General features: G+C 41.4%; 18 protein-coding genes. 12 read left to right on the top strand and 6 right to left on the bottom strand.

The window, feature by feature from the left end:
• Positions 1 to 17: 17 nt before the first annotated feature.
• The 5 genes from B2400_RS09330 to B2400_RS09310 all read right to left on the bottom strand — a co-directional run bounded on the left by B2400_RS09330 (position 18) and on the right by B2400_RS09310 (position 8,713).
• Positions 18 to 1,451: a Gfo/Idh/MocA family protein gene (locus tag B2400_RS09330; RefSeq protein WP_286650448.1), complete on the bottom strand. Its 1,434-nt coding sequence runs from the start codon at positions 1,449 to 1,451 to the stop codon at positions 18 to 20.
• A gap of 345 nt (positions 1,452 to 1,796) precedes the next feature.
• The gene (locus B2400_RS09325; RefSeq protein WP_286650449.1) at positions 1,797 to 3,011 is read right to left on the bottom strand and encodes a Gfo/Idh/MocA family protein; all 1,215 of its coding nucleotides are present in this window, start codon (positions 3,009 to 3,011) and stop codon (positions 1,797 to 1,799) included.
• 3 nt (positions 3,012 to 3,014) lie between these two features.
• The gene (locus B2400_RS09320) at positions 3,015 to 3,746 is read right to left on the bottom strand and encodes a 3-keto-disaccharide hydrolase (RefSeq protein ID WP_293932887.1); all 732 of its coding nucleotides are present in this window, start codon (positions 3,744 to 3,746) and stop codon (positions 3,015 to 3,017) included.
• Positions 3,747 to 3,756: 10 nt separating this feature from the next.
• Positions 3,757 to 5,520, bottom strand: coding sequence for a RagB/SusD family nutrient uptake outer membrane protein (locus B2400_RS09315; protein WP_293932885.1), 1,764 nt, complete (start codon positions 5,518 to 5,520; stop codon positions 3,757 to 3,759).
• Positions 5,521 to 5,536: 16 nt separating this feature from the next.
• Complete coding sequence (locus B2400_RS09310; protein WP_293932883.1) at positions 5,537 to 8,713, bottom strand: SusC/RagA family TonB-linked outer membrane protein; 3,177 nt, start codon at positions 8,711 to 8,713, stop codon at positions 5,537 to 5,539.
• A gap of 180 nt (positions 8,714 to 8,893) precedes the next feature.
• On the opposite strand from B2400_RS09310, the gene B2400_RS09305 reads away from it, so the two are divergent.
• From B2400_RS09305 to B2400_RS09250, 12 genes are all read left to right on the top strand, one after another.
• The gene (locus B2400_RS09305; RefSeq protein WP_286650453.1) at positions 8,894 to 9,898 is read left to right on the top strand and encodes an alpha/beta hydrolase family protein; all 1,005 of its coding nucleotides are present in this window, start codon (positions 8,894 to 8,896) and stop codon (positions 9,896 to 9,898) included.
• Between the two features lie 80 nt (positions 9,899 to 9,978).
• A complete protein-coding gene (locus B2400_RS09300) occupies positions 9,979 to 11,277 on the top strand; it encodes an acetylxylan esterase (RefSeq protein WP_293932880.1) in 1,299 nt (432 codons plus the stop codon).
• A gap of 382 nt (positions 11,278 to 11,659) precedes the next feature.
• Entirely contained in the window at positions 11,660 to 12,232 is a 573-nt protein-coding gene (locus B2400_RS09295) for an RNA polymerase sigma factor (protein WP_293932878.1), read from the top strand.
• Between the two features lie 82 nt (positions 12,233 to 12,314).
• Positions 12,315 to 13,553 (top strand): FecR family protein, encoded by a 1,239-nt coding sequence (locus B2400_RS09290; RefSeq protein WP_293932876.1) that lies wholly within the window; start codon positions 12,315 to 12,317, stop codon positions 13,551 to 13,553.
• A 123-nt stretch (positions 13,554 to 13,676) separates the two neighbouring features.
• On the top strand, positions 13,677 to 14,315 hold the full coding sequence (locus B2400_RS09285; RefSeq protein ID WP_286650457.1) for an STN and carboxypeptidase regulatory-like domain-containing protein: 639 nt from the start codon (positions 13,677 to 13,679) through the stop codon (positions 14,313 to 14,315).
• Positions 14,316 to 14,318: 3 nt separating this feature from the next.
• Complete coding sequence (locus B2400_RS09280; protein WP_293932899.1) at positions 14,319 to 17,348, top strand: SusC/RagA family TonB-linked outer membrane protein; 3,030 nt, start codon at positions 14,319 to 14,321, stop codon at positions 17,346 to 17,348.
• Between the two features lie 14 nt (positions 17,349 to 17,362).
• A complete protein-coding gene (locus B2400_RS09275) occupies positions 17,363 to 18,808 on the top strand; it encodes a RagB/SusD family nutrient uptake outer membrane protein (protein WP_293932873.1) in 1,446 nt (481 codons plus the stop codon).
• A 31-nt stretch (positions 18,809 to 18,839) separates the two neighbouring features.
• The gene (locus B2400_RS09270; RefSeq protein ID WP_293932872.1) at positions 18,840 to 19,727 is read left to right on the top strand and encodes a substrate import-associated zinc metallohydrolase lipoprotein; all 888 of its coding nucleotides are present in this window, start codon (positions 18,840 to 18,842) and stop codon (positions 19,725 to 19,727) included.
• Positions 19,728 to 19,738: 11 nt separating this feature from the next.
• Positions 19,739 to 21,196: a DUF4302 domain-containing protein gene (locus tag B2400_RS09265; protein WP_293932870.1), complete on the top strand. Its 1,458-nt coding sequence runs from the start codon at positions 19,739 to 19,741 to the stop codon at positions 21,194 to 21,196.
• A 68-nt stretch (positions 21,197 to 21,264) separates the two neighbouring features.
• A complete protein-coding gene (locus B2400_RS09260; protein ID WP_293932868.1) occupies positions 21,265 to 22,770 on the top strand; it encodes a hypothetical protein in 1,506 nt (501 codons plus the stop codon).
• A gap of 149 nt (positions 22,771 to 22,919) precedes the next feature.
• Positions 22,920 to 23,582, top strand: coding sequence for a YceH family protein (locus B2400_RS09255; RefSeq protein ID WP_293932866.1), 663 nt, complete (start codon positions 22,920 to 22,922; stop codon positions 23,580 to 23,582).
• A gap of 4 nt (positions 23,583 to 23,586) precedes the next feature.
• The gene (locus B2400_RS09250; protein ID WP_293932864.1) at positions 23,587 to 24,600 is read left to right on the top strand and encodes a WD40/YVTN/BNR-like repeat-containing protein; all 1,014 of its coding nucleotides are present in this window, start codon (positions 23,587 to 23,589) and stop codon (positions 24,598 to 24,600) included.
• A 509-nt stretch (positions 24,601 to 25,109) separates the two neighbouring features.
• Here B2400_RS09250 and B2400_RS09245 read toward each other — a convergent pair.
• Positions 25,110 to 25,382, bottom strand: coding sequence for a hypothetical protein (locus B2400_RS09245; RefSeq protein ID WP_149525755.1), 273 nt, complete (start codon positions 25,380 to 25,382; stop codon positions 25,110 to 25,112).
• Positions 25,383 to 25,527: the final 145 nt, after the last annotated feature.

Here is a 25,527-nt window from a genome sequence, read left to right as displayed (position 1 = left end):
ATTCTCTAAGCTTTAAGTTATTTATTCGATTTTAATACTTTGGTATTGCCCCCTGTTTCCAAATGGATATTGTGGACTTTATTGGCTTTCCAACGGCCCATCGTAAAGTCAGGAATAGCAATAGGTTTTGAACCGTTCGCTACCGACCATTCGCTCAGCGGTGCAATAGACGACCAAGAAGCCGCATCATAAACATCCATATCAACAGGTAAGCCATTGCGCAGACAGTCGATCAGGCGCCAGTCCATGATAAAGTCCATGCCTCCATGACCCCCTACTTCTTTCGCCATCTCACCAATCTGACTGATGATCTTCGGCGTGTTCTCCGCCTCAATTTTTTTGAACTCATCATCATCCATGAATTTTTCATGACCAATAGCCAATTTCGCAGGCAATGGGTATTTCTGCGCAAAAGCCTTTGTTCCTGAAATTAAATGTATGCGCGAATAAGGTCTTGGTGTACTTACATCATGCTGAAGCATAATGGTACTGCCGTCATTATTCTTAATCGTTGATGTATTCATGTTGCCACGAAACGGATATTTAAGATACTTCTCAAATTCCTTATTGGTTTTTGCCAACTCTTCGGTCTTTGGTCGAAGGGAGAAATCATTTGAAGCCATCGAAGTCATGAATTCCATCTTATTGCCACGGTTGATTTTCAGAACCTGAGCAATCGGGCCTAAACCATGTGTTGGATATAGGTTTCCGTTGCGCTTTGCATTCTCCATCAAGCGCCATTTCTCAAATCGCGCCTCGTCTTTGAACAGACTCTCCAAGATATCGTGGATATAAGCGCCTTCACAGTGAACAATATCACCGAAAAAGCCTTGTCTAGCCAAATTCAACGTTAGCATCTCAAAGAAATCATAACAGCAATTTTCCAGAATAACACAATGTTTCTTAGTGCGTTCTGAAGTTATGACCAATTGCCAGCATTCCTCAATCGTCACTGCCGCTGGAATCTCAACCGCAACGTGCTTCCCTTGTTCCATCGCATAGATAGCCATCTCCGCATGCAGTGCCCAGTTGGTAGCGATATAAACAAAATCGATATCGTCGCGACGACACATCTCCTTCCACGACTCCGCCTTACCGCTATATATCTTTGCTTCATGACCGGAAGTCACAATACGCTTTTTTGCCGCTTGTGCTTTCTCATCACGGATATCACAAATCCCCTTGATGGATACTCCTTCAATCATACTCAAACGGTAAACCGCTGCCGAACCACGATTTCCAACGCCCACAAAACCGGTACGTACCGTGGATAAGGCTGGTGCAGCATAACCCGACATATTGAATATTGGCTTATAGCTTTGCTGAGACTCTCGAAGAATTTGATGATAGTTACTTTGCTCCTCCAACGGACTCGCAGAGACTTTGTTGGAAAGAATACCTAGACCGGCAAGTCCAGATAACTTAAGAAATGATCTTCTATCTGTTGACATAATATTAAGTTTTGGTTAGTAGGATATTTAATTAAAGAAACGGGAATTGTAGACGATATCCAAGCCTCTTCTATCCTAATCTACGGCACCGTTATCGGTAATTGTTTTTTATAAAATGTTTTAGTAGCTGCACAAAAAGGTTCAACACTGTTTACCGCATCTTCCTGCAGGCGTCGTAACTGGATTTGCTTTAAACCCTTTCAAAGCCCTTTCAAACCCAATACAAACCCCAATCATAACCATTGCGAGTTGGGATTGATTGGGCTTTGAAAGGGTTTATCAAGGCTTCATACTGCTCCATGCTCCGACGCATTGTATAGGTTGAACTGTTGATTGAATTACGACCTAAACACTATACTCCGGCTTCCACACTTGTTCCTGATGCGTTTCCATCGCAATATTCGCCATGTGGCTCGCAATGGCAACATCTCTGCCTGTGTAAACATCCGCAGCAGGCTTCTTCCCTGTCCGAATACATTCGAAAAAATCGACTAAAGCGTAGTAAGTAGGGTCTTTTTTCAATGGATCTAAATCTGAAAAGTCTACTATTTCGCCGTCGCCGTAATGCACAGCCTTCGTCGCACCCGTCACGCCATCGACGGTCCCTATTTCTCTTTTCACGTTCTCCGAAAATAAACGGGCTTGATCTTGCGTCACTATAATTGATCCTTTATCGCCAAGTATACGAATACCATAACCCTTATAGGCATTCGACAAGATGGAAGAAACGCTAGACTTTACGCCATTAGGATATTCATAAACCACTCGGACGTTGTCATAGTTCTCTCGACCATCTTTCCAATAATCGATTCCCCCAATACCGGTTACTCGCAAGGGCGCAGCACCAACCATCCAGTTCACCACATCGATAGGGTGACCGCATAGCTCCGTCATTAATCCACCGCTCGACGCTTTGTACATCCGCCAATTCACGAAGCGCTCATCCATCCCCGCGGGAACTGGAAAACGCCAGTTTGAATTACGATGATACTGACATTCATAATGCAGCACCTTTCCTAGCCAGCCTTTGTCGATAATCTCTTTGATGCGTTTGTACAATCCGTAGTATCGGTATTGATGTCCCACCTGAAAGACCATCCCCGACCGTTCCACTTGCTTCACTAAATCAATCGCTTGCGGAATATCATAGGAGATAGCCTTTTCCAAGTAGACGTGTTTTTTATTTTGCAAGGCATCCACTGCCATCGGATAATGCAGATACAAAGGCGTCGCAATAATAACGGCATCAACCTTTTTATCATTTACTAACTCTTTATAGTCCTTATAGACTTTTGCAGAGGGGGCTATCATTTTCTTTGCCGCAAGGATATTGTCTTCGCGGAGGTCGCATATTGCAGCAACCTCCACGTCTTTGATATCTTTAAGTAAGCTTAATAAGCCTCTGCCACGACTTCCTACGCCGATGACCCCTATCCGTAATCTCTTCGCTGCATTTGATAATCCAAAGAGACTTAGGTTACCCGGTAATACGGCTATCCCCGAGAGGGCAATACTGCTATTTTCAATAAACTTCCTTCTGGAAATATGGTTATCTTTCATAGTTTAAATTCTTTTAATCCGAATATTTCGAAAGCTAGAAGCATCCTGATGATCCGTCAGCATAATATGTCCTGAAACTGCTTCTCCATAACGCGAGCTATACATTTCAAACTTTGTTCCTGCGACCAAGGCACGAAACTCATCCGTACCGCGTTCATAACTCAAGATCTTCTTACCATTCAGCCAATGCTCAACTAAATTGCCTTTGACAACGATACGCGCCTTGTTCCACTGTCCGTGTGGCTTAAGCCCTTTGTTCTTATTGGGCGCATAGAGCAAATAGGCTGATCCGGTTTCCGTCTTTGGACTGATGCCACCTTTGACTGATTCATGGTTAAAATCATCGATCATCTGATATTCCGGGCCGTTTAGTTCAACCTTTCCAGCCTTCGTTTGCAAAGGGCTCACCAGATACTTCACACCAGAGTTGGTGTTTTTATCCAATTTGAACTCCATTTCTAGAATGAAATCGCTGTAAACCTTTTTGCTGATGATGTCGCCTCCTTTTTGACCAGGAACGAGTTTCAAAACCCCATCTTCGACCTTCCAACCTTGCGTTGGAAAGCCTCCGCCCTTGACACTAGTCCAATGTTTGGAAGCATCTTTTCCATCGAATAGGGTTTCCCACTGGCCTTTGGATTGCCACATTTCAACGATGCTCGATACTTTCGGAGTTTCAATATTTGGCGAAGCAGATAAATGTAGCCCTAATAGGATTGCACTGATTATTTTCATAGCTGATCGATTAAGGGATTGTTTCAATTGGTGGCACATTTCTTTCAGCTCCATCATAGCCCTTGTTCTGATTGATCACACCTTTTGTATTGGCAGTAATCACTGTAGAAGGAATTGGCCAAAGCACATGGAATGGAGCAATATTAGCCACGTTTCCTAACATCGAGATTTTCTGATCGTAGGTAGGATTCTTCCGCTTCACGCGATCGAAGTAATAATTCTTCTCCGAGAAATTCGCTAAGGAATAGCCCTGTAGGTTCTTCGCCGCTAAGATGAACGAAATCCTGACCATTTCTGAATGCCGTGGCTCCTCGGTAAACAACTCTCTTGCACGCTCATCCATAATAAAATCTACCGTTACTTCCGCAGCCGTCATTGGTAAGGCCTTCGCACGGGTTCTAACTTTATTGATATCCTCAGCTGCCAAATCCAATTGCCCTTTCCAGAAATAAGCTTCAGCACGCAACAGATAGGTCTCTGCCAATCTAAATACATAGAAGTCGCCATTTCCTCCTTGTGGAGTGGCCGCTTTATTTTGTTCCGGAACATATAATTTATAATGCGGAATCGCATAAATACTACGGAAGGTATCTAGTGGATCGGCAAAATACGCAGGGTTCACCGGCTTTCCAAAGTCTTTAGAATTCGGATTGTTGTATTTATACTCGTGATTATCCACCCAGTTCGCATCAGCTCTTCTTAAATCGGTCGTTGTTTTCCATGTCGCGCCTTTATACGACCAAGTATCGTATTGGTAGAATCCAGTCAAGCGCACATTCGCATTCCCTCTTCCCAATGAGTCGTACATAGGCCCTGACGCAACCATGCCTGCTTTTCCCTCGCTATCGCGCACTGGTGCCTGAAACCATGAACATCCGTAGTAGCGCATAGTGAACAAGCCGGCAGAACGAGCATCAGCAGGCGCTTCAAAGCGGTCTATTGTTGCCAAAATAGTTTCCTTATTGTTTGCCAGCGACACGTTCTCAGGCCTATGCAAATCCCACATTACGTTTCTGTACGTGTTCGCCGCATCTTTACCAAAGCGCTCCGTCATTAAAGCATAGGGCCCATTGATGACAGCACTTGCTGTAGCGATAGCCTTATCAAATTCCAAGTTCGCGAGATATACTTTGGTCAATAAGTGATTAGCAGCTCCTTTGGTCAGTTCGCCTGCCGCTGCCGAAACTGGAAGCCATTGTGCAGCAAATTCTAAATCTGCTTGAATTTTCTTCAAAATTGCTGTGCGACTATGCGATTGAAAATCTAATTTGGCTCCTTCGATTTCCTCACCAATAAATGGGACATCGCCATAACTATGAACCAGACGATAATACCAATAGGAACGATAGAATAGCCCCTGTGCCAACATTGCGTTCTTTTCATTATCGTCTTTAAATTGAACGGTCTCGCATTTTGAAATCAAAACATTACAATTCTTCACATTTTCAAACATTAAAACAAACATTTTCAGGAAGTTGTAATACACATCATTGTTCGGAGTCAATTTGTAAAAATCAAGTTGTGACCAAGGGGATCCCAAATCAGAAGCAGCGAACTCCATAATTAGATTATGTAATCCTTTGTTCATATTGTGCGTCTCTTGCTTCAAATCTCTCTTCAACGTGACAGCGAGAGAAGCTAAGCCTTGTGGATCCTGATAAACATTTTCGGGCGTGTAAAATGAAAGCGGCTCTGGATCTAGCCAGGATTTGCTACAAGAGAGCGTTATGATCGTCAGAAAGAATCCCGCTATGATTATATTTAGTTTTTTCATGATATTTCAGTTTAAATTATAGTGAGAAATTTACGCCGGCAGAAAATGTACGTGGCATAGGCATCGCATTCAACGCATTGGTATATGTCGTCGTCGGATCTGCTCCTGGATAGGCTGTTTCTGGATCCCAGCCCGGCCATTTGTCTATCGTAAAGACGTTTCGCGCCGCTAGGAAAATTCGTAAATTCTTAACTTTAAGACGTTCCAACGTGTTTGAAGGAACGGTATAAGAGAAAGATAAATCTTGCAAGCGCAAGAAAGCTGCAGATTTATATGTGCGTATACCGCCACCAAAAACCGTTGTTAGAGCATTCAGTCTTGGATAATCGTTATTTCTGTTTTCTGCTGTCCAATATGGAAGATCATAGGTACTGCGTTTGTCATACGTATCGGTACCTCCTGCGCGCTGCGCTTCCTGCAGATTGCCCAGATGACCTAGTTCCGCTCTTAAAAAGAAAGTAACGTTAAAGTTTTTCAAGAAATCGATCGAGTTTCTTAAACCTAGTCGATGACGAGGACGTTCATATCCAATAAACTGCTTGTCAATTAACGCATCATATTTGAAGTTTCCATCGAGATCTTGCACTTTAAAATCTCCTGGTTTCAAGCCATATTTCGCTGCTTCTTCGGCTTCTTCGGCTTGCCATATTCCATTTATCTTATAGGTCCAGATTGCGTCGATTGATTGACCAGGAAACCATTCGTTGGTATAGTCTGGCAATTCTTGATAACCCGTTACTCCACTAATGGTCGTTTCGCCGAAGTCGCCAAAAAGTTCTTCAATTTTGTTTCTATTTCCTGAATAAACGAAACTGCTATTCCATCTTAAGTTTTCTCTATCGATGTTAACCGTATTGATTGATAGTTCCCAACCCTTGTTGCTCAGTTTACCAAGATTGGATACAATACTGGTATAACCGGTAATCTCGGGCAGTTTTCTGTTCATCAACAAATCGACTGTCGTCATGTCATAAACATCAGCCGTAATACTTAATCTATTCTTGAACATGGCTAAGTCAATTCCTAAATTGTAAGATTCAGTTTGCTCCCACTTTAAATCATAGTTCGAAAGCGTATTATTGAAAACCCCAATCTGTGTCGTCACTCCATTATAATATCGGTTTGAATTGACCGTTGCTAAAGCTGCATATTCTCCGATAGAGCGGTTACCATTTCTACCCCATGAAGCACGTATTTTTAAATCATTGATTTGATCAACATTGAAGAAAGATTCTTGAGATAGTCTCCATGCGAAGGCAAAAGCGGGAAATACCGCTCTTGGATTCTTTTTCCCAAATGCCGAATAACCGTCACGACGGACAGATGCTGTGAATAAGTATTTATCGTTTAGCGTATAATTCAAACGTGCCATTGCTGCATCGCCAGTGGCTCTTTTATCTTCTGACGCTACTTTATGATCCGATCCAAATTGAATACCATGATATCCAAGCCATTGATTCGGACTAAAGCTCTGATTCGTTAAAATCGAATGCCAACTATCGATCTTCTCCGCACTGTATAACAACGTCACGTCAAGCTGATGCATTCCAAACTTCTTGTTCCAATGAACTAAATGATCTAGCATCCATTCAAAGCTCGATTCCTCTTCGCGCTTTGCATACCCATCCTTATAAGTCGATCCTCCAGTAACGGTAGTTGAAGGATAGAAATCATAGAGTTTTGCAAACTCATATCGTGGCTGGAAGGAAACTTTATAATTGATATCAAACGGTAGTTTAATATTCATATAGACAGATGAAAATAAACTGTTGATCTTATTTTTCTGGTCCTGACCACCGAGGTTATTGATCAATGGCGTAGCCACAGCAAAACTGTTCGGATACCACACCAAATTTCCATCTTCATCATACATACTTCCGTAAGGACTCATGTTGAACATGGCATTGATACTCGGGATAATTTGCGTTTGATTCTTATCCGCAAACTGCGCGTTGATACCCGCAGATAACCAGTTTGTGATGGTAAAATCGGTATTGATACGGCTTCGAATCGTATTAAAATCATCACCTAGCATGATCCCTTCATTATCTTGATAACCGAGAGACCAATAGTATTTTACCTTCTCCGCCCCCCCTGATATATTCAAGTTATAATTCTGTTTAAGACCTTGTCTGAAAACCTCATCCAGCCAATAAATCTCATTTCCAGCCATATAATTATCCACTTCTATATCATAGAAATTCAATCGGCTTAACCATTCGCGGGTATTATCTGCTTGCGGATTATTACTAGCCGTTCTCCATTGCTCGAGCGTTACACCGTCAGGTAGGTTGTTTGGATTATTATAGTAGAAATTAGGCTTAGTTGGATTGTAGCCGCGCATAACGTCGGTTCTGAACTGAATGTATCCTGGCCCATCGTACGGCTTGAATGCGTGCATTAAATTCGCCACACCAAAATTAGCCTCCATTGTGATTCGCGGAGTCCCTGTAACGCCTTTTTTAGTCGTTACTTGAATAACACCTGCTGCTGCTCGCGCACCATAAACCGCCGTTGAACTCGCATCTTTCAAGATATCCATCGTTTCAATATCTGAAGGATTGATATCCGCAATACTTCCATTGAAAATCACTCCATCCAATACGATCATTGGGCTAGTGGATGCATTCAATGATTTCGGCCCGCGTACTTCCATATCGCTTTCGCCGGAAGCGCGAGTACTCTGGTTGGAAATAAAACCCGCAACTGTACCATTTAGCATCTCTGTCAACTGTGTTGTCGGTTGATTTTTAAATTGGTTTGCATCCACTCGGGTTATGGAACCCGTCAGATCGCTCTTCTTCGCCGTACCGTATCCAATGACCACAACTTCATCTAAGTCAGCAGTAGTACTTTGAAGCTTAATTTGTAAATTGCTTTCAGCTCGTGTGACGGTATATTCATAAGTACTGAAGTTCAACATATTGAAGGATAGTTTATCCCCTTGTTTCACTTCGATTGTGAAATTACCTTGTTCATCAGTTGCTGTCTTTTTTGTAGAGCCTGCCACAGATATGGTTACACCTGCGAGTGGTTCGTTGCTTTCCGAGGATACAACTTGCCCACGAACCTCAAAGGTTTGCGCCTGTTGAAGCTTAAACTCATGATAAGTTTTGATCGGAATTTTTGCGTGCAGAAGCGTTGGGCTGAGTGCCGCGGATACTGCCAAGAAAAACAAGTAGTCTTTTCTCATAATTCAGTTTTTTAGTAAAGGTTATAGGATCGAATATAGCTATTGTGTCCGTACACAATGATAAAAAGAAACTTCTTTCAATAATTGAATTATCACAGAAATATTACCGACAGCGTTTCCGACGATTTTTAAAATAAATCATCGGAAAATGAAGTAACTTGTGTTAAAACAGCCTCTATTATGAAAAAAACTTATACCAATTTCCTCAAGGTTGGCATGCTGATGGTTTGCTTTGCAATAAAACTACCCATAGTATGTTTAAATGCGCAAACCAAGGTCAATTGGGATGATAAGGCTAGCGGAACATGGCCCATTGAAACACGACAAATTGGAATTAAATCAACAAAGGATGCTAGTATTCAGCAATCTTATCTATATCAAAGTAAGAGCAAGGAAAAACGACCATTGATTATCAGTTTGCATACCTGGGGCGGCAACTTCACTCAAAGAGATCCATTACTGAAATACTGTATGCAGGCCGACGTCAATTATTTACATCCGGATTTTCGTGGTCCGAATAAAAGACCGGAGGCTGCAGGTAGCGAGCTAGTAATACAAGACATTGACGATGCTATTCAATGGGCTTTAGATTCTCTTCAAGTTGATCGTCACAATATTCATGTAGTAGGCGTCAGCGGAGGCGGCTTCGCATGTGGATTAACGTATATGCGGAGCAAACATCCGATAAAGTCGTTTCACGCTTTCGTGGGGATATACAACTTGGAGGATTGGTATTATGAATCGCTGGGTCGCAAAAATGGATATGCAAAGGATATTGTTCGCATTACGGGAGGTCAGAACGATAAGCCAAATTTCGAGGAGGCTAGAAAGCGTTCGGTCCTCTTGATGCAAACTCCAGTAAAACAACGAAAAGACGCGACATTACACATTTATGCGGGGATCAACGATGGTTATACCGGTTCGGTTCCTATTTCACATAGTCTGGAATTATATAACAAAGTCGTAACGGATTTCGATAAAGGCGCAAACAATCAACTGATCCCTTTAGAGGATAGCTATACCTTATTGAAACGACGGACTAGTCCAAACTTCCAAGTGGAATCGAAAGCCTTTATGGGAAGAGACATTATCTATAGAAAACAGTATGAGAATAAAGTCGAGGTCATCATATTCGAAGGTGGCCATGAGATGCCGGATGAAAACCTTTTAGAACGCATATTCTAATCTTTGTTATTTGAATTTTCATTAAATTGCAGCAACATTTATAAAACCTTAAACTCTAAACCATGTACATTAATTCAGGAATGAGATTTCTACTGTCCTTACTTGTGCTTGTGTCCCTCTGGAACTTCAGTTTTGCACAATCAAGAAGCAACCAACTAATTCAGGTATTAGTAACGCCCAATAAGGCGGATTGGACCTATACCAACAATGAAGAAATAAGCTTTAAAGTATCGATTGTCAAACATCAGGTGCCCATTCAGGATGCTGACGTAAGTTACACCATCGGCTGGGAGAAAATGGAACCTTTGCAATCCGGAAATCTTAGAGTCAACGGATCTGAGGTTCAAGTCGGAAAACCATTAAAAGGCGAAGAGCCCGGCTTTATTCGCTGCGAGGTAAAATACAAATACGATGGTCAAGAGTATAGAGGAATTGCGACTGCAGCAATCAGCCCCGATAAAATACAGCCAACGCAGACTCTTCCAAATGATTTCATGTCGTTCTGGAATAAAGAAATCGATGCATTAAAGAATATTGCTCTAGATCCGAAGATGACATTGCTTCCTGAGCTTTCAACAGCAACGGTTGATGTTTATCATGTAAACTTTTCAAACATCAATAATAGCCGGGTTTATGGCATCTTATCCAAGCCAAAGAAAGCCGGTAAATACCCAGCGGTACTACAAGTGCCAGGTGCCGGCATTCGTCCCTATGCGGGTATGGTATCTGTTGCGGAGAAAGGTTTAGTCACGCTTCAGATCGGTATCCACGGTATTCCTGTAACACATGAAGCAGAACTATACAACTCCCTGTCTGCCGGAGCGTTAAGAAGCTATCCTTTCTTCAATTTAGACGATAAAGATCAGTATTATTATAAGCGAGTTTACTTAGGCTGTATTCGCGCTGTCGATTTCTTAACGCAATTAGAAGAGGTGGATAAAAACAACCTAACTGTATGGGGCGGTAGTCAAGGTGGTGCCTTATCGATTATTACTGCAGGATTGGACAAGCGCATCAAACATCTAGTTGCCTTGTACCCGGCACTAAGCGATGTAACGGGCTATTTGCACAATCGTGCGGGTGGATGGCCACACATGTTTAATAAGCAAAATGCACCATTTATGGCTACAGATGCAAAGATTAAAAACTCTGCTTATTATGATGTGGTAAACTTCGCAAGGCAAGTCAAAGTTCCCGGATTCTATACCTGGGGATATAATGATGAAACTTGCCCACCTACCTCCTATTACGCAGCTTATAACTTAATCAACGCACCGACAGACCTTTATCTGGTACAAGAAACCGGACACTGGACTTTTCAAGAACAACAAGATAAAATATTGAATTGGGTTCTGGAAAAAGCGAAAGTGAAGAGATAAGAAAATCCAAAAGTAATTCTGCTTTAGGCAGATATTCCTATCAAAAAGCTTGTCCCTAAGAAAATAAATAACATACTTTCCTAGAGACAAGTTTTTCTTTTTTGTCTCCCAATTAAAACATTCATCTCTTCCCACAATCCTCAACAATCTCTGGCAGATTTTTATTTTCATGAACTATATGTTGTTCTAGGCATACGATAAAATTTAAAATAACAGTATAAATTTTTATGCTCCTTTGTGGTTCAAAAAGAAGGATTTATCAAAACTTTGCTTGACAATTTGAATATTTTCAACTTTCTTGTATGTTGTCATAGAAAATTTATATAATTTCAACTTCATTTCAAAAGCACTAAATACAAAAATGCCATCCGATTTAAGGCCGTTGGATCAAATAATAAAAGGGATTGTCGAAGGAGATGTAAAAGCGTTTGAAGCCGTTTATTTAAAATATTCAAAACCACTTTACCGCTACATCCAATCAATCACTAAAAATGAGGAACAATCATTTGATATTCTTCAGATGACCTTTATTAAGGTTTGGAATGGTCGTGAGCAAATCAATTTGGAAAAATCCTTTCAATCCTACCTATACCATATCGCTAATAATTTATCCATCGATTATCTGCGTCAAGTCGCAAAAAATCTCAGGAAGCAAGAAGAAATCTGGAACAACAGCATGATTTATGGCCTTTCTGTAGAAGAGGAATATCTAATAAAAGAGAAAAATAAGATTATAGATCAAGTTATCGAACAACTCCCCTTGCAACAGCAACGTGTATTCAGACTTTGCAAATTAGAAGGCTATTCTTATGCCGAAGCGGCCGCTATATTGCAGGTATCCGCATCAACGGTGTCCAATCATCTAACGGCTGCTGTTAAATCAGTTCGCGAATTATTAATGAACAACAAGAATCATTTTTATTTTATCTTATTCATTATCAATGAATTGATTTAATTTCTAATTTTTTTTTTCATTTTCCACTAGTGTCTTTTTGATTTGGTTAACGTAATAACATTAAATAACCGATCACTAGATTATGTCAAGTTCTCCAGTTTTTGCAGAATTACTTAAAAAATATGTCAACAATAGCCTCAATAAGGACGAGTTTCAGCAGTTCTTTTTGTTGGTCAACGAATTGTCTACTTCTGAATTAGAAGCTGCATTCGCTGGACTCGACCTTCGCCCTTTTGATTTATATGTAGATGCCAAGTTGGGCCATTCAAACGGTCGAGATTTAGATTCGGAGATCACAAGAATTTGGGGAGATATAGCTAAGGAATGTGCGAATGAGAATGATGCGAACGTAATTCCGCTTCTAACTGAAAAACGTTCAATCAATCCGTGGAAATGGATTGCTGCGGCGGTAGTTCTATTCCTTGGACTCGGTATAATATGGAAGCTCCAAACGGATAAGCAAGTTGCTCAGCACACTTTAGCCGTTCAACAATCTATTGTTCCTGCAGAAAACGAGTCTATCATCACTTTGCCGAATGGGAAAGAGATCATCATACGGGAGGATGCTTCAGGTGTATTATTTAAAGACGATGCATACAAGGTCGTTAAGAATGATCGTAATGAGCTATTATTCGAAACCAATTCAGATGCTGGATTACCGAAAACAGAAGTTGCATATAACACGGTCCAAACTTCAACGGGCGGATTCACTTCTTTCCTCCTCCCCGATGGTTCTAAAGTTTATCTCAGCAGCCGGTCTTCCTTAAAGTTCCCAGTAAATTTCGAGGGAGATAGCCGCCAAGTTACCTTAAGCGGTGAAGCGTATTTTGAAGTCCAAAAAAGACCGAATGCACCTTTTCAAGTAATAACCGATAAGCAAGTTGTCGAAGTACTCGGCACACATTTTAATATCCGCGTATACCCTGATGAAAGTCAACAACTGACAACTTTGATTGAAGGTAAAGTAAAAGTCACAGATGCTAAAGCATCAGGTAATGAGCAGGGTCTCATCCTAAATCCAGGAGAACAGGCTTATCTATCAAACAATGAGCTCATCAAGCGTAAGGTAGAAACTGATGTGATAACCGGTTGGAAATCCAATCGCTTCATCTATAAAAACACCAATATTTACACGGTTTTAAAAGATATAGAACGTTGGTATGGAGTCGAATTTGTTTTCGGTATGACAAGCATGCAAAATCAGTTTATCTATGGAAATGTCTCAAGAAATGTTCCTTTAAACGAATTATTAGATGTTTTATCGAAGAATACGACTTTAAAATTTACAAGTAAAGAAAGGAGAGTTTATGTGAACCCTTAATCTTTACAAGAACAAGCTCGATAATTAATTACCGAAATAACCCTAACTGATAACCAATATAGCGACTAGAACGTCGTATCTCTACTGCGTTGTGCTAAGAGCTATCTAGCCAAATTTAAAACTATGATGCCAACAAGAATTGATTCTGGTCAATTTGCATGTCAGGCTTCTCATCATTCCCAAAAGAAAGGATTAGTGAGATTTCTACGCCTGAAGTTCATTTTGCTGTCGCTGATATTAAGCAACTTGCAAGCATTTGCATTGACCTATGCGCAAGAAATTACCCTGTCGGTTCGAAACGCCAGCTTAAAGTCGGTATTGGACGAGATCCAAAAGCAATCCGACTGCAATATCTTGGCCAACGAATCCTTTTTTAGAATTGCTAAAACCGTTACGGTGGACCTTCGTAATGTAAGTCTTTCAAAAGCATTGAACGAAGTTTTCAAAAACCAACCGCTAGCTTATTCTATCGAGAACAACATCATTACGCTAAGTCATCTAAAAACGAATAGTAACGACCGTAGTGCAGCACAGGCCACTGCGACCGGAACAGTTCGTGGTAGCGGCAATGCCGGATTAGAAGGCGTAACTGTTCGCGAAAAAGGAACGAACAACGTGACTTCGACAAATGCTAATGGGCAATTTAGCTTACGTTTGCAATCTTCTACTGCGGTATTGCAATTCAGAATCATCGGCTATGAATCACGTGAGGTTGCTTATCGTGGTACGCCATTAAATGTTAGTTTAACGAGTACCGATTAAAATATTGATGCTGTCGTCATTACAGGATATCAGACGATCCGGAAGCGAAGCTTCACCGGGGCATCTACAACATTGAAAGCCGAAGATATCCGTCGCGATGGTGTAGCCGATGTAAGTAGAATGTTGGAAGGACAAGTAGCGGGGGTTACTGTTCAAAACGTGTCGGGCACATTCGGCGCGGCGCCAAAGATTCGCGTTCGCGGAGCGACTTCTATTACCGGCGAGAATAAACCATTATGGGTTGTTGATGGAATTGTATTAGAAGATGTTGTCAATGTATCGAACGAACAGTTATCTACGGGCGACCCTAGTACACTATTAGGCTCTGCCGTTGCTGGTATCAATCCTGACGATATAGAAACCTTCGAAATTTTGAAAGATGCTGCCGCAACGTCCTTATACGGTGCGCGCGCAATGAACGGTGTAGTCGTGATTACAACTAAAAAATGTAAAGCTGGAAAATTAATCACCTCCTACACGGGTAATTTCACGACATCCTTAAAACCTAGCTACTCTTCCTTTGAAATTTTGGACTCATACAACCAGATGAAAATCTTTAACGAGATGGAAATGAAGGGATGGTTGACTTATACGAACGTTCTACAGCAATCAAGATATGGCGTATATGGTACGATGGCTAAAGAGCTTGGTTATAACCCTGCTACAGGCGATTTCAACGTAGTCAATGATCCTGAAGCAAAAGCCCAATACCTAGATCGTTTTGCTCGAATCAACACCAACTGGTTTGATGCCTTATTCAACAACTCCTTACGTCAGGAGCATGCGCTGTCGCTAAGTGGTGGTAGTGAAAAGATACAGACCTACGCTTCGGCAAGTATGTTGCAGGATCAGGGATGGGCAAAAGGAAATGAAGCACGTCGATTAACGGCAAATCTTCGCACCACTTTTACTCCCAATGATAAATTAAGTTACGGCTTTTTGGCAAACGCCTATATCCGCGATCAGAATGCCCCAGGTACCCTGCAGAGATCCACAAGCAACCAAGGTGGTTTCAACAGAGAATTCGATATCAATCCATTCAACTACGCGTTAAATACCAGCCGTTCTACGCCTATCTACAACGAGGATGGCAGTTACTTCTATGTAAGAAATAACTTTGCTCCTTTCAATATCTTAGAAGAACTAGAAAACAACTATCTCGATATCAAGTCTACAGATTTTAAGTTGCAGGGAGAACTGAAATATAAAATTCTTCCAGAACTGACTTATTCCTTAGATGCCGCTTATCGCTATGTAAAAACATCACAGGATCATATGATCCAAGAGAATTCGAATATGCCGAAAGCATTTCGCGCCGGAACTATCTATGATGTTGACGGCGAGAACTCTACTATTGCTGCCATCAACCCTTATTTGCTACGAATCTATAACAATGCCGAAGCACAGCCAGTTTCTGTATTGTCATATGGCGGTTTCAGAAATCGCGGTACAGTAGATATGGATAATTACACGTTCCGTAATTCCCTAAACTACAACAAGAAATTTGGTGAAGACCATCGCCTCGACTTATTCACCTTCCAAGAACTACGTTATATCGAACGGAATAACACGGAGTACAAGGGCGTCGGCTATCAATATGATCGCGGAGGTGTGCCTAACATCGATCCAAATATCTTCTTGTACTATGCCATGCGTGGTGAAGCATATTATGACGTTCAACCTACGCGCGAGCGCTATTTAGCCTTTGCCGGAACCGGAACATACTCTTTCAGAGATAAAATCAACATCGGTGGAACAATTCGCTACGATGGTACGAACGCGATGGGTAAAAGTAAGATTGGCCGTTGGTTACCGACTTGGAACGTCTCTGCATCTTGGAACGTCGATGGCGAGCCTTGGTTTGATAACCAGGAAGTACTTTCCAGCATGAAACTGCGCTCAAGTTATGGTCTAGTAGCTAGTATAGGTATTGCCAAGAACTCAGGATTGGTACTTCGCAACTCCCTATCCCCTCGTCCGGATATTGTTGAGAACGAGCCTATCATGAATATCGAGCGCCTAGCAAATACTGAGCTGACCTGGGAGAAAATGTATAAGTGGAACCTGGGAACTGATATGGCTTTCCTTAATGGTCGCTACACCTTGACGGTCGATTATTACGACCATAAGAGTTTTGACCTTATTGGCGATCTTCGCACTTCTTCAATCGGTGGAGAAACCATTAAAACAGCAAACTACGCTAACATAACGGCAAAGGGCCTAGAAGTAACCGTAGGGGCATCCATCGTGAAAAATGACGATTGGAGATACCATACTTCCTTAAACTTTGGATATAACCAGTCGGATATTAAAGATCTACGTGGTAATCCAACGATCAACACCTTGTCATCGCCGAACGGTGGGCCATTGCAACGCTTCCCACAGCGCGGATTATTCTCAGTGAAATACGTTGGTCTTAACCCTGTGAATGGTGCACCATTGTTCGTCAACCAAGACGGTATCGTGGGCAACAATGTATATATGAATTCGCCATTCGTCAACAATCTCATATATGACGGCCCAATCGACCCGACTCTTTCAGGTGGTTTCAACCATATCCTATCGTATAAGAATCTACAGCTTAACCTGTTGATTACCGGATCTATGGGCAACAAAATACGGATGAACCCCGCATTCTTTGATACTTACACAGATTTGAATGCACTATCCTGGGATTTCGTAAACCGTTGGGTACTTAATTCCGATAATGAAGTACCTTCTATTCTAGGTAAGCGAGAAGCGCAGTTATTGGCTGGACAATATCCAAACAGTGCCTATAACTTCTCGGATCCTCGCGTTGCAGACGGCGGTTTTATTCGCTTAAAGCAAGTTAGATTAAGCTATAATCTTCCGAAGAAATGGGTCAGTGGAATTAAGTTCCAATCGGCGTCGGTGAGCTTAGTAGGAAATAATATTTGGCTAATCTATGCGGATGATCGCTTGAACGGACAAGACCCTGAGTTTTTCGCGTCGGGTGGTGTTGCCCTACCACTTTCTAGAGATTATACTTTTTCATTAAAATTAGGATTCTAAAATCAATCGACAACATGAAATTCAAGAACATATATAAACTAGGCTTTATTTCGCTATTCTTCCTGGCAAGCTGTGATAAATATCTTGAGGTAGATCCGGATAATCGCGCACAGTTAAATTCGGCAAATGCCGCTCGTGAATTGCTTGCTACGGCCTATCCTCAAGCGTCCTATGTTATCATGTCAGAGAGCTTAAGTGATAACTTTTCAGACAAACGACCTTTCGGTGGTTCCTTAGTCATACCTGCTAACCGCGATGTGTATTTATTTATCGAAAACGTATTAAGTAATGGTCCTGATACGCCGGAATTCTATTGGGCCGCTTGCTACAAAGCAATAGCAGCAGCAAATCAGACCTTGGCTTATATTGAAAGCGAAGGGAATAAAGCTGAACTGCTTACCTACAAAGGCGAAGCTCTATTATGTCGAACCTATGCTCACTTTATGTTGAGTGTATTCTTTGCTCGCTCTTATCAAGATCCGAGTCCTGAAACAAATCCTGGAATTCCTTATGTGAAGGAAGTGGAAGATGTTGTAATTAAGAAATATAGTCGCGGTACGGTAAAATCAATGTACGACAATATTCAGGCGGATATTGAAGAAGGCATTAAACTAATTGGCGATCAGAACAGTGCAAATTCTGAAGCAAATGCTTATCACTTCAATAAACGTTCTGCGTATGCATTTGCGACACGATTTTACCTATTCAAAAAAGATTTCGAAAGCGTTGTTAAATACGCGAAGCTTGCTTTTCCAAATGATGTATTGATTAGTTCAAGTATTCGCGATGTGATCTCTTACAAGCCTTTACCTTACTATGTCTTAGCAGAAACCTGGTCTTCAAGAACACAACCTACCAACCTGCTAATGGCTACAGCACCTTCGCAAGTACATGAGTATGCTACGATGCAGTATAGTGCCAATGGCGCGTTCGCAACGGCCTTCATGTGGAAAACCCCACCTATCGCGGGTGATTATGCCTGGAATTTATACGGTCAAGAGAACGTTTATAACATCCCTAAGTTTCGCCCTTACGATTACCAATTGCAAACATATAACATCGCAATATTATTGACAGCAGATGAAGTTTTGTTCAATTGGGCCGAAGCGAGTATCGAAATAGGCGATTATGACCGTGCATTACAACTTTTCCAGATCTATCTAGATAAGAAAGTAATCGGCGGCGGTAAAATATCGGATTTATTGATGCAACGTAATTTCTCTACGCTTACTAACCCGAACAAGCGCGATTATTATATCACAGGACTTTTAGATTTCAAACGTCGTGAGTTTGCATTTGAAGGCATGCGCTGGTTAGATATGATTCGACACCGCATTCCGGTTCATCACAATGTAGTGGAAAATCCTGAAGGAATTACGGTTGGAGCAAATGATCCACGAAGGATTCTTCAGATTCCGTTAGAAGTTCAGATGAGTGGAATTGAAAGAAATCCGAGATAAGTAAAAAAGTGAAGACATTATGAAAAAGACTATGATAAACAAGATAGACATTCGTAGAACGGGTTGGAGTTTATTTATCCTTTGCCTCTTATTTGTAGGAATACAGTCGTGCAAGGAAAATGATTCGGTATCATCGGAGTCCATTCCAAATCTAGGAGGTTATAAGCCTGCAGGAAACCCAACAATAGACGCGTGGATCAAAAAGAATCTTACGGATCCATTCAACGTGGCGGTCAAATATCAATACGATCCATTTGAAGTTGACTTCATGAAAAACACGACACCCGCGAAGGAAGAATATGTTATTCCTACAATGGAATTAGTAAAGCAATGTATGGTCCACCCATACTTAAAAAATAGCGACAGTGCATTTGTGAAGAGAATCATCCCTAAGCTTTGGGTGTTGATCGGCAGCGGGCAATATAATGACAATGGAACCGTGGTATTGGGGCAGGCTGAAGGCGCGAACAAGATCACCTTAATGGATGTCAATAAATACGATAAATCCAGACAGTTTGTACAGTCGTCCAACTACACCGTTCAGCACGAGACTGCTCATATCCTTCATCAGACCCAGATATTCTCGCCACAGTTTAAATACGTGAATCCTGAGTTCTATACCACTACTTGGCACAACTACCCGGATAAAGACGCCTTTGATCTAGGTTTTGTAAGAAACTATGCAATGGCATCGGCGGAGGAAGATTTTGTGGAGACTATTGCCTATTTACTGGTTTATGGTCAGAAAGCATACGATGATCTCGCGAACAAGTCTACCCCTGCCGGTAAAAATAGACTGAAGATCAAAGAACAACTGGTCGTGGAATATTTTAAAGACAAATGGAATATGGATTTCCGCCAACTACAAGTCGATGTTCAAGAAGGAATTAATGGCTATATCGCAGGTAACCAAAGCTAATCCCTACAGTTATGAAAAAGAAACCAATATTTACAAGATATATTTTTGCATTGCTTTCCGCCGCGCTATTGACCTGGGGCTGCGAAAAAGAAAGCACCCTTAGAAACTACGCGACGGAGAAGATCGACGCTAATTTTACTAATTACGACTCATTGCTGACCACTAGCCCGAACGGGTGGAAATTCTTAGCATATCCGAATATCAAGGATTATCCTTCCAACAAAGGCGGATTTTCATTTTTCATGAAATTCAATGAAAAAGATCAGCGCGTGACGATGGTCAGCGATTTTAATTCAGAAATGGGAACAAAGATTAGCGAGAGCAAATACAGTATCAAGTTTACTTCGCTTTCTACACTATCGTTCGCGACCTATTCTTATATACACTTTCTTGCCGACCCGAATACCATGATGAACGGTGGCGAAAAAATCGGTTGGGGACATCGCTTAGACTTTGAGTATTCCATCCTCAAATCAAGCCCTAATCAAGATACCATCTATTTAAAAGGGAATCTACAAAAAACCGACGCCATCATGGTGCGCGCAACGGCAGATGAAAGTAAAGCTTTTATGACCGATTTTAAATATGAGGATACGAAGGCTCGCTTCGCACAGGCAATTGCCGGAAAAGTAGGCTTGCACGTAAAGACTGGGAATAACCTTAACGTCATGACCCTTTCGTTGGAACAACGCCAAGTAGTATTCGCGAAGGATATATCGGCAGACTCCGTCTTCATCCATCGTACAGGAATCGCATACAACGGGGTAAATAGCATCCGCTTGAATCAGCCATTTGAGAGCGATGGAATTAAGGTTAATGAACTAATCTTAAACAATGGGAAGCTGGAAGCAAAAGATATTCAGGGAAAAACGGTCGAAGTAGTCGAACAAGAGTTTCCATCGATCGCTGCATTCAAGATGTTCCGAACAGGCGCTTATACAACTATCCGAATTCCTTACGACAATACACGTTGGATCACCGGTTATCAGGCTGAAACGCTGGATTGGCCGCATCGCCGAGAAGTGCAATTATTCTTAGGGAATACAGCTGGCGCAGATTTGGGAATCTCTTTAGGCGTAATCACGGCATCGGTACGATTCTACGATGTAAAGGTACAGTTTAAGCCAGCGCAAAAAAGATTCTTGTTGAACGTTAATTTTGGCTTCTACGATCAGGACCGTCCGAACGCGCCAGGAGCCGAAAAATCAACGCCAGATGAATTCTATAATAAGTTTACATTTCCTTATCAATATCGCTATACCTACGACGAGGATGAGGTATTCACGATTTATTATGAAGGCCCTCAGTTTGTATATGCAGCGCAGTTTCCGAATCTAAAGAACGCTTTCAAGGAATCACTGATCGACGGTCGTTATTCTTTAAAATACACCAAAACAAGCAAACAATTACTGATCGCATTTTATGACAAACGAACTTATAAGGTGCTTTTCGAGGGCATTCCATATTAACCATTCAACAGATATAAAATGAAACAGCTTACATATATAGCACTACTCGTTTTCTTGGCGATTACGGGTTGCCAAAGAATGAATTTGAGAATTACGAAATCGAGAAGAGTCATGTGGTTACCGACAGTACATTGAAGGCTAAGTATCTGGACCCATTTCAAAAAGGTCAGGTAATTGAACTCATTGTCAAGCCGAAACAGCACGAGTCATTTCAGACCTACTATCTGACGTACAAAGATGGGCAGTATGCGATGCTAGGCAAGTCGAGACAGTATGCCAACCCCGCAGAATTAGAAATTAAGTTTGGCACCAATAAGGTTTCAGCGACGATCGATTTTACCGAAGCGGCTCTATTTCCTGCCTTTATTAGTGACATGGGCGAAGAATTGACACGAGGCGCCGATCACTCCTATGCTTTCGTAGGTTTTGAAAATGGAAAATTCCAGTTGGAAGGTATTCAATACGGCGACCATTTGACAGCTCGGATTATTGACATGGGCTCTGCTGAGGCACAGCATATATTGAACAATGGAATCCTCAAAGATTATCAAGATCAAGAGAACTTTTATTATAAGCAACCTTTTATGGCTTTTACCTATGCAGGGACGCCGGTGCAGATGGTTGTAGATCCATTTAACTCATCGGTATGGATATTTCATTCGCAATACAGAGACATCTTTGATTACGTAACGAATTCACCGATATATCAACCTATGGGTTCTGAAGGCGTACTATACAGTACCTCTGCCTTGGGCGACACTTTGATTTTCAATCGCGAAATCACCTTAGTCGAGAAACTGAAAGTTAAAGGACTTATTTGGAACAAAGAAAGAACGCAATACACCGCATGGGTTTCGGAAGGAAATGCGACGAGAAACGAAAACCTCCAATTATCAAAATATCCATTCTATAGTTATACCGAAATTGGCGCATTTATAACCTCGGAGTTCATGACGCGCAAGTTTTACCTAGAAGAAGCAGATGCTAAAATGAAATTGATATACGAGGTTGTTTCCAAGCTTAAGATCCCTCAAAACATGAAGATAGACCTTACTCGATTGGCCAATGATCCATCATACAGCAAAGATTGGACGCCGAGGATGAAAACTAAGTTGCTGGCATTAGTCGACAAGATCAATCAACAAAATGCGCCAATGAAAGTGAGTTCCTTCGATATTAAAGCAATACATAGTTTTGCTGATTTGGGTGGTTTTGTATTGGATACGCATATTGGAATTGCTAATCAATACAAGTTTGAGTTGCGCAATGGTGAGCAAGTAGACTCAATCAGCTATGCAAGTAACCTACTGGCGCTCAACTTCCTCAACAGCACGAATGTTATCGGATTTATCAATCCGAAGTCTGAGAAAATTACCATGCCTGCAGCAAACAAACTATCGCCTAGGCTTAAGAATATCTGGCCTGATTTTGTGGATTTCTTAGCACCATTTGACGAGGCCGTTATCCACATGAATTTCTTGCCTCCAGCGGCAGGTGAGGAATACCCACGTATAAAAATGCATAGTGCAAAAACTGGCGATATATTGATTGGATCTGGCTATCCAAAACCCTAAAATGCTCATAGACTTCATAATGTAATAATCGCTTAAGATTGCCCAGGTTCTCAAAGCCTAGGCATCTTCTTTTTTAGCAACCATATCCTTCGAAATTTCGTGAATTCGCAGAAAACTGTATATTTAGAATCCTAAGAAAATTTTCGAAAATGGAAGAGATTAAACAAATCCCAGAATTAACAGCAGAAGAAATTAGAGTTTTAGGTTCTTTAATGGAAAAATCTAAGACAACTCCAGAATATTATCCGATGACGCTTAATGCATTGCAGACAGCCTGCAATCAAAAGACATCTAGAAAGCCGGTAGTACAATACGATGAAAGCACCGTTATTTCAGCTCTTGATAGCTTGAAAAGAAAAGGCTTGATTTCTACCGTCGTTGGTGGTGGCAGCCGTGTAACCAAATACAAACATAACTTAGCCATTCAATTTCCATTACTGCCACAGGAAGTTGCGGTTTTATGTTTACTCTTTTTACGCGGTCCGTTGACGGGTGGAGAGATTAACAGCAATTCAGGCAGGCTTTATGATTTTGAATCATTGGAAGATGTTCAAGAGCTATTGAATAAACTTGCTGAAGAAGAGCCTAAATATATCCAGCAATTATCAAAACGTCCAGGACAAAAGGAAGCGCGCTATGTACATTTATTCAGTCCATTTGACGAAGCAAGGTTTGAAGATACATCCAGCACAAGCGACTCGCCCGCCGCGACCAGTAAGATTGCAGCTTTGGAAGAACGCGTTGAATCTTTAGAGGACCAACTCAGCAAATTGCAAGCAGCATTCGATAAATTAATGGAAGAACTAACTTAAGCTGATGATGAAAAAGCTTCTTTTTACTGCACTTTTTGCAACTAGCCTCCTAAGCGCTCAGGCACAACATTTCCAGAATCTCGTGAAAGACATTCCTTCGAGTTTTAGAGGCCTGGAAACCTATAAGGAAAATGTAGTATGGGTAAGTGGCAGCAAAGGTACCGTGGGCAAATCCACCGACGCAGGCAAGACATGGTCTTGGGTGAGTCCGAAAGGCTATGAAAATATGGACTTTCGAGATATCGAAGTTTTTTCCGCCAAGGAAGCCATCATTGTCAGTGCAGGTAGTCCGGCAGTCGTATTACGAACTACGGATGGCGGAAAGACTTGGAAAGAAGTGTATAGAGACGACCGCGCTGAGATTTTCTTAGATGGCATTGATTTTAACGGCAAGACCGGATTTATATATGGCGACCCTATCGATGGATCTTTTCAGCTATTAAAGTCCACAAACAAAGGGAAAACATGGAAAGACGTTAGCAATCATATTTTTTTGTTAGCGGAAGAAGGCGAAGCTGGCTTTGCCGCAAGTGGTTCAGGAATTCAAGTCTTTCACAACTTAGTGTATCTCGCCTCTGGCGGAAGATACAGTTCATTTTACAAACGCAATGAAAAAGAAAACAGCCTGGATGTGGTTGATGTTCCGATATGGTCTGGCGACGCGACAACCGGCGTTTTCTCGCTAGACTTCTGGGATCAGAATACTGGAGTGCTGGTAGGTGGCAACTACAGTATGGAGAAGGACAATAGAAACAATATCTTGTTGACTACGAATGCTGGACGCTCATGGACGAAGCCTTCCAGTCCAGTTGCTGGTTATCGCTCTAGTGTAAAATATATAAACAAAAATGTCCTAGTAGCAACCGGCACATCCGGAACAGATCTATCTACCGACGGCGGACAAAGCTGGCGAAATATATCGGAAGCAAGTTTCAATGTTGTCGCCAAGTCTAAATCAGGAAAACATATTTATTTGGCAGGGAGCAATGGAAACATCGAGCAACTGCGCATCGATTGAAAATAACACTTAGCCACATCTATTGAAAAAAGAACAGGTATTCGTTGCTTGATGACTTTTGAAAATAGACACGTTCATAAAAATCACCCGCAGAGGCTTTATCAATGCCCTTGCGGGTGTTTTTCTTTAATGGCTTTCCTATCGGCTAATTGACGATAGGTTTTTACCTGCATTTTATCTTTCAAAAAACTGGCTCCTATACCAGCCTGACCTTCTTCTGTCCACTTCCCTTTCAAAGCCCTTTTAAAACCAATGTATAACCCAATCAAACCCGTTCTGGAAGAGCTTTGATTAGGGTATATATGGGGTATGATTCGGGAAGCTGTCGACGGAGGTCAGAACCGACCACGAAGAGATGGTCAAAACAGCAAAATGGTGAAAATTCTTGATAGTGCTTGAAAAAAAATGGCCACAACAAACTAGGGCAAGTTTGATCGTGGCCATTAAAATCCTATGTCGTTAATCGTTGTTTTAGGAAGAGAGAATAACAGGATTTTTATGCTCAGATATTACCACAAAATTGTTTTGTCAATGTTTTCTACTTCCCACTCTTGCATCACTTGTCCGTTCGAGTCGTTCGGAACAGCAACCGCAGAACCTGCAGCTATACCTTCCTCCATCGCCAATACCACTAGCGATATTTTTGGAGCGACATACTGTTGCGTTCTTTTTTCAAGTACTGTGCCTTCAAAAAATTGGCTTAATAAGCCTTCATTGTAGTTGAAACCGGCTTTTGCTTCCGCTTCTGTGCCGAGATCCAACAGTTCTTTTTTATTTTTCATACCTTATAAATAGACCTTTCAAGATATGTAATAATACACATCAATTGCTTTACAAAAATGTTACATTATTTTAATATTAAGAGAATGACATTAGTCATAAATGCGAAATAAAAACAAATAATTACCTGTTTTCGATAGTTTATTT

This window comes from Sphingobacterium sp. UBA6645 (genome assembly GCF_002455685.1).
Lineage (GTDB): Bacteria > Bacteroidota > Bacteroidia > Sphingobacteriales > Sphingobacteriaceae > Sphingobacterium > Sphingobacterium hotanense.
This window is presented reverse-complemented; position numbering and strand designations above follow the sequence as displayed.

Bases quoted from the DNA above. Each gene is read 5' to 3' on its own strand.
- B2400_RS09330 (WP_286650448.1), bottom strand. From the start codon at position 1,451: ATGTCAACAGATAGAAGATCATTTCTTAAGTTATCTGGACTTGCCGGT.
- B2400_RS09325 (WP_286650449.1), bottom strand. From the start codon at position 3,011: ATGAAAGATAACCATATTTCCAGAAGGAAGTTTATTGAAAATAGCAGT.
- B2400_RS09320 (WP_293932887.1), bottom strand. From the start codon at position 3,746: ATGAAAATAATCAGTGCAATCCTATTAGGGCTACATTTATCTGCTTCG.
- B2400_RS09315 (WP_293932885.1), bottom strand. From the start codon at position 5,520: ATGAAAAAACTAAATATAATCATAGCGGGATTCTTTCTGACGATCATA.
- B2400_RS09310 (WP_293932883.1), bottom strand. From the start codon at position 8,713: ATGAGAAAAGACTACTTGTTTTTCTTGGCAGTATCCGCGGCACTCAGC.
- B2400_RS09305 (WP_286650453.1), top strand. From the start codon at position 8,894: ATGAAAAAAACTTATACCAATTTCCTCAAGGTTGGCATGCTGATGGTT.
- B2400_RS09300 (WP_293932880.1), top strand. From the start codon at position 9,979: ATGAGATTTCTACTGTCCTTACTTGTGCTTGTGTCCCTCTGGAACTTC.
- B2400_RS09290 (WP_293932876.1), top strand. From the start codon at position 12,315: ATGTCAAGTTCTCCAGTTTTTGCAGAATTACTTAAAAAATATGTCAAC.
- B2400_RS09285 (WP_286650457.1), top strand. From the start codon at position 13,677: ATGATGCCAACAAGAATTGATTCTGGTCAATTTGCATGTCAGGCTTCT.
- B2400_RS09275 (WP_293932873.1), top strand. From the start codon at position 17,363: ATGAAATTCAAGAACATATATAAACTAGGCTTTATTTCGCTATTCTTC.
- B2400_RS09270 (WP_293932872.1), top strand. From the start codon at position 18,840: ATGATAAACAAGATAGACATTCGTAGAACGGGTTGGAGTTTATTTATC.
- B2400_RS09265 (WP_293932870.1), top strand. From the start codon at position 19,739: ATGAAAAAGAAACCAATATTTACAAGATATATTTTTGCATTGCTTTCC.
- B2400_RS09255 (WP_293932866.1), top strand. From the start codon at position 22,920: ATGGAAGAGATTAAACAAATCCCAGAATTAACAGCAGAAGAAATTAGA.
- B2400_RS09250 (WP_293932864.1), top strand. From the start codon at position 23,587: ATGATGAAAAAGCTTCTTTTTACTGCACTTTTTGCAACTAGCCTCCTA.
- B2400_RS09245 (WP_149525755.1), bottom strand. From the start codon at position 25,382: ATGAAAAATAAAAAAGAACTGTTGGATCTCGGCACAGAAGCGGAAGCA.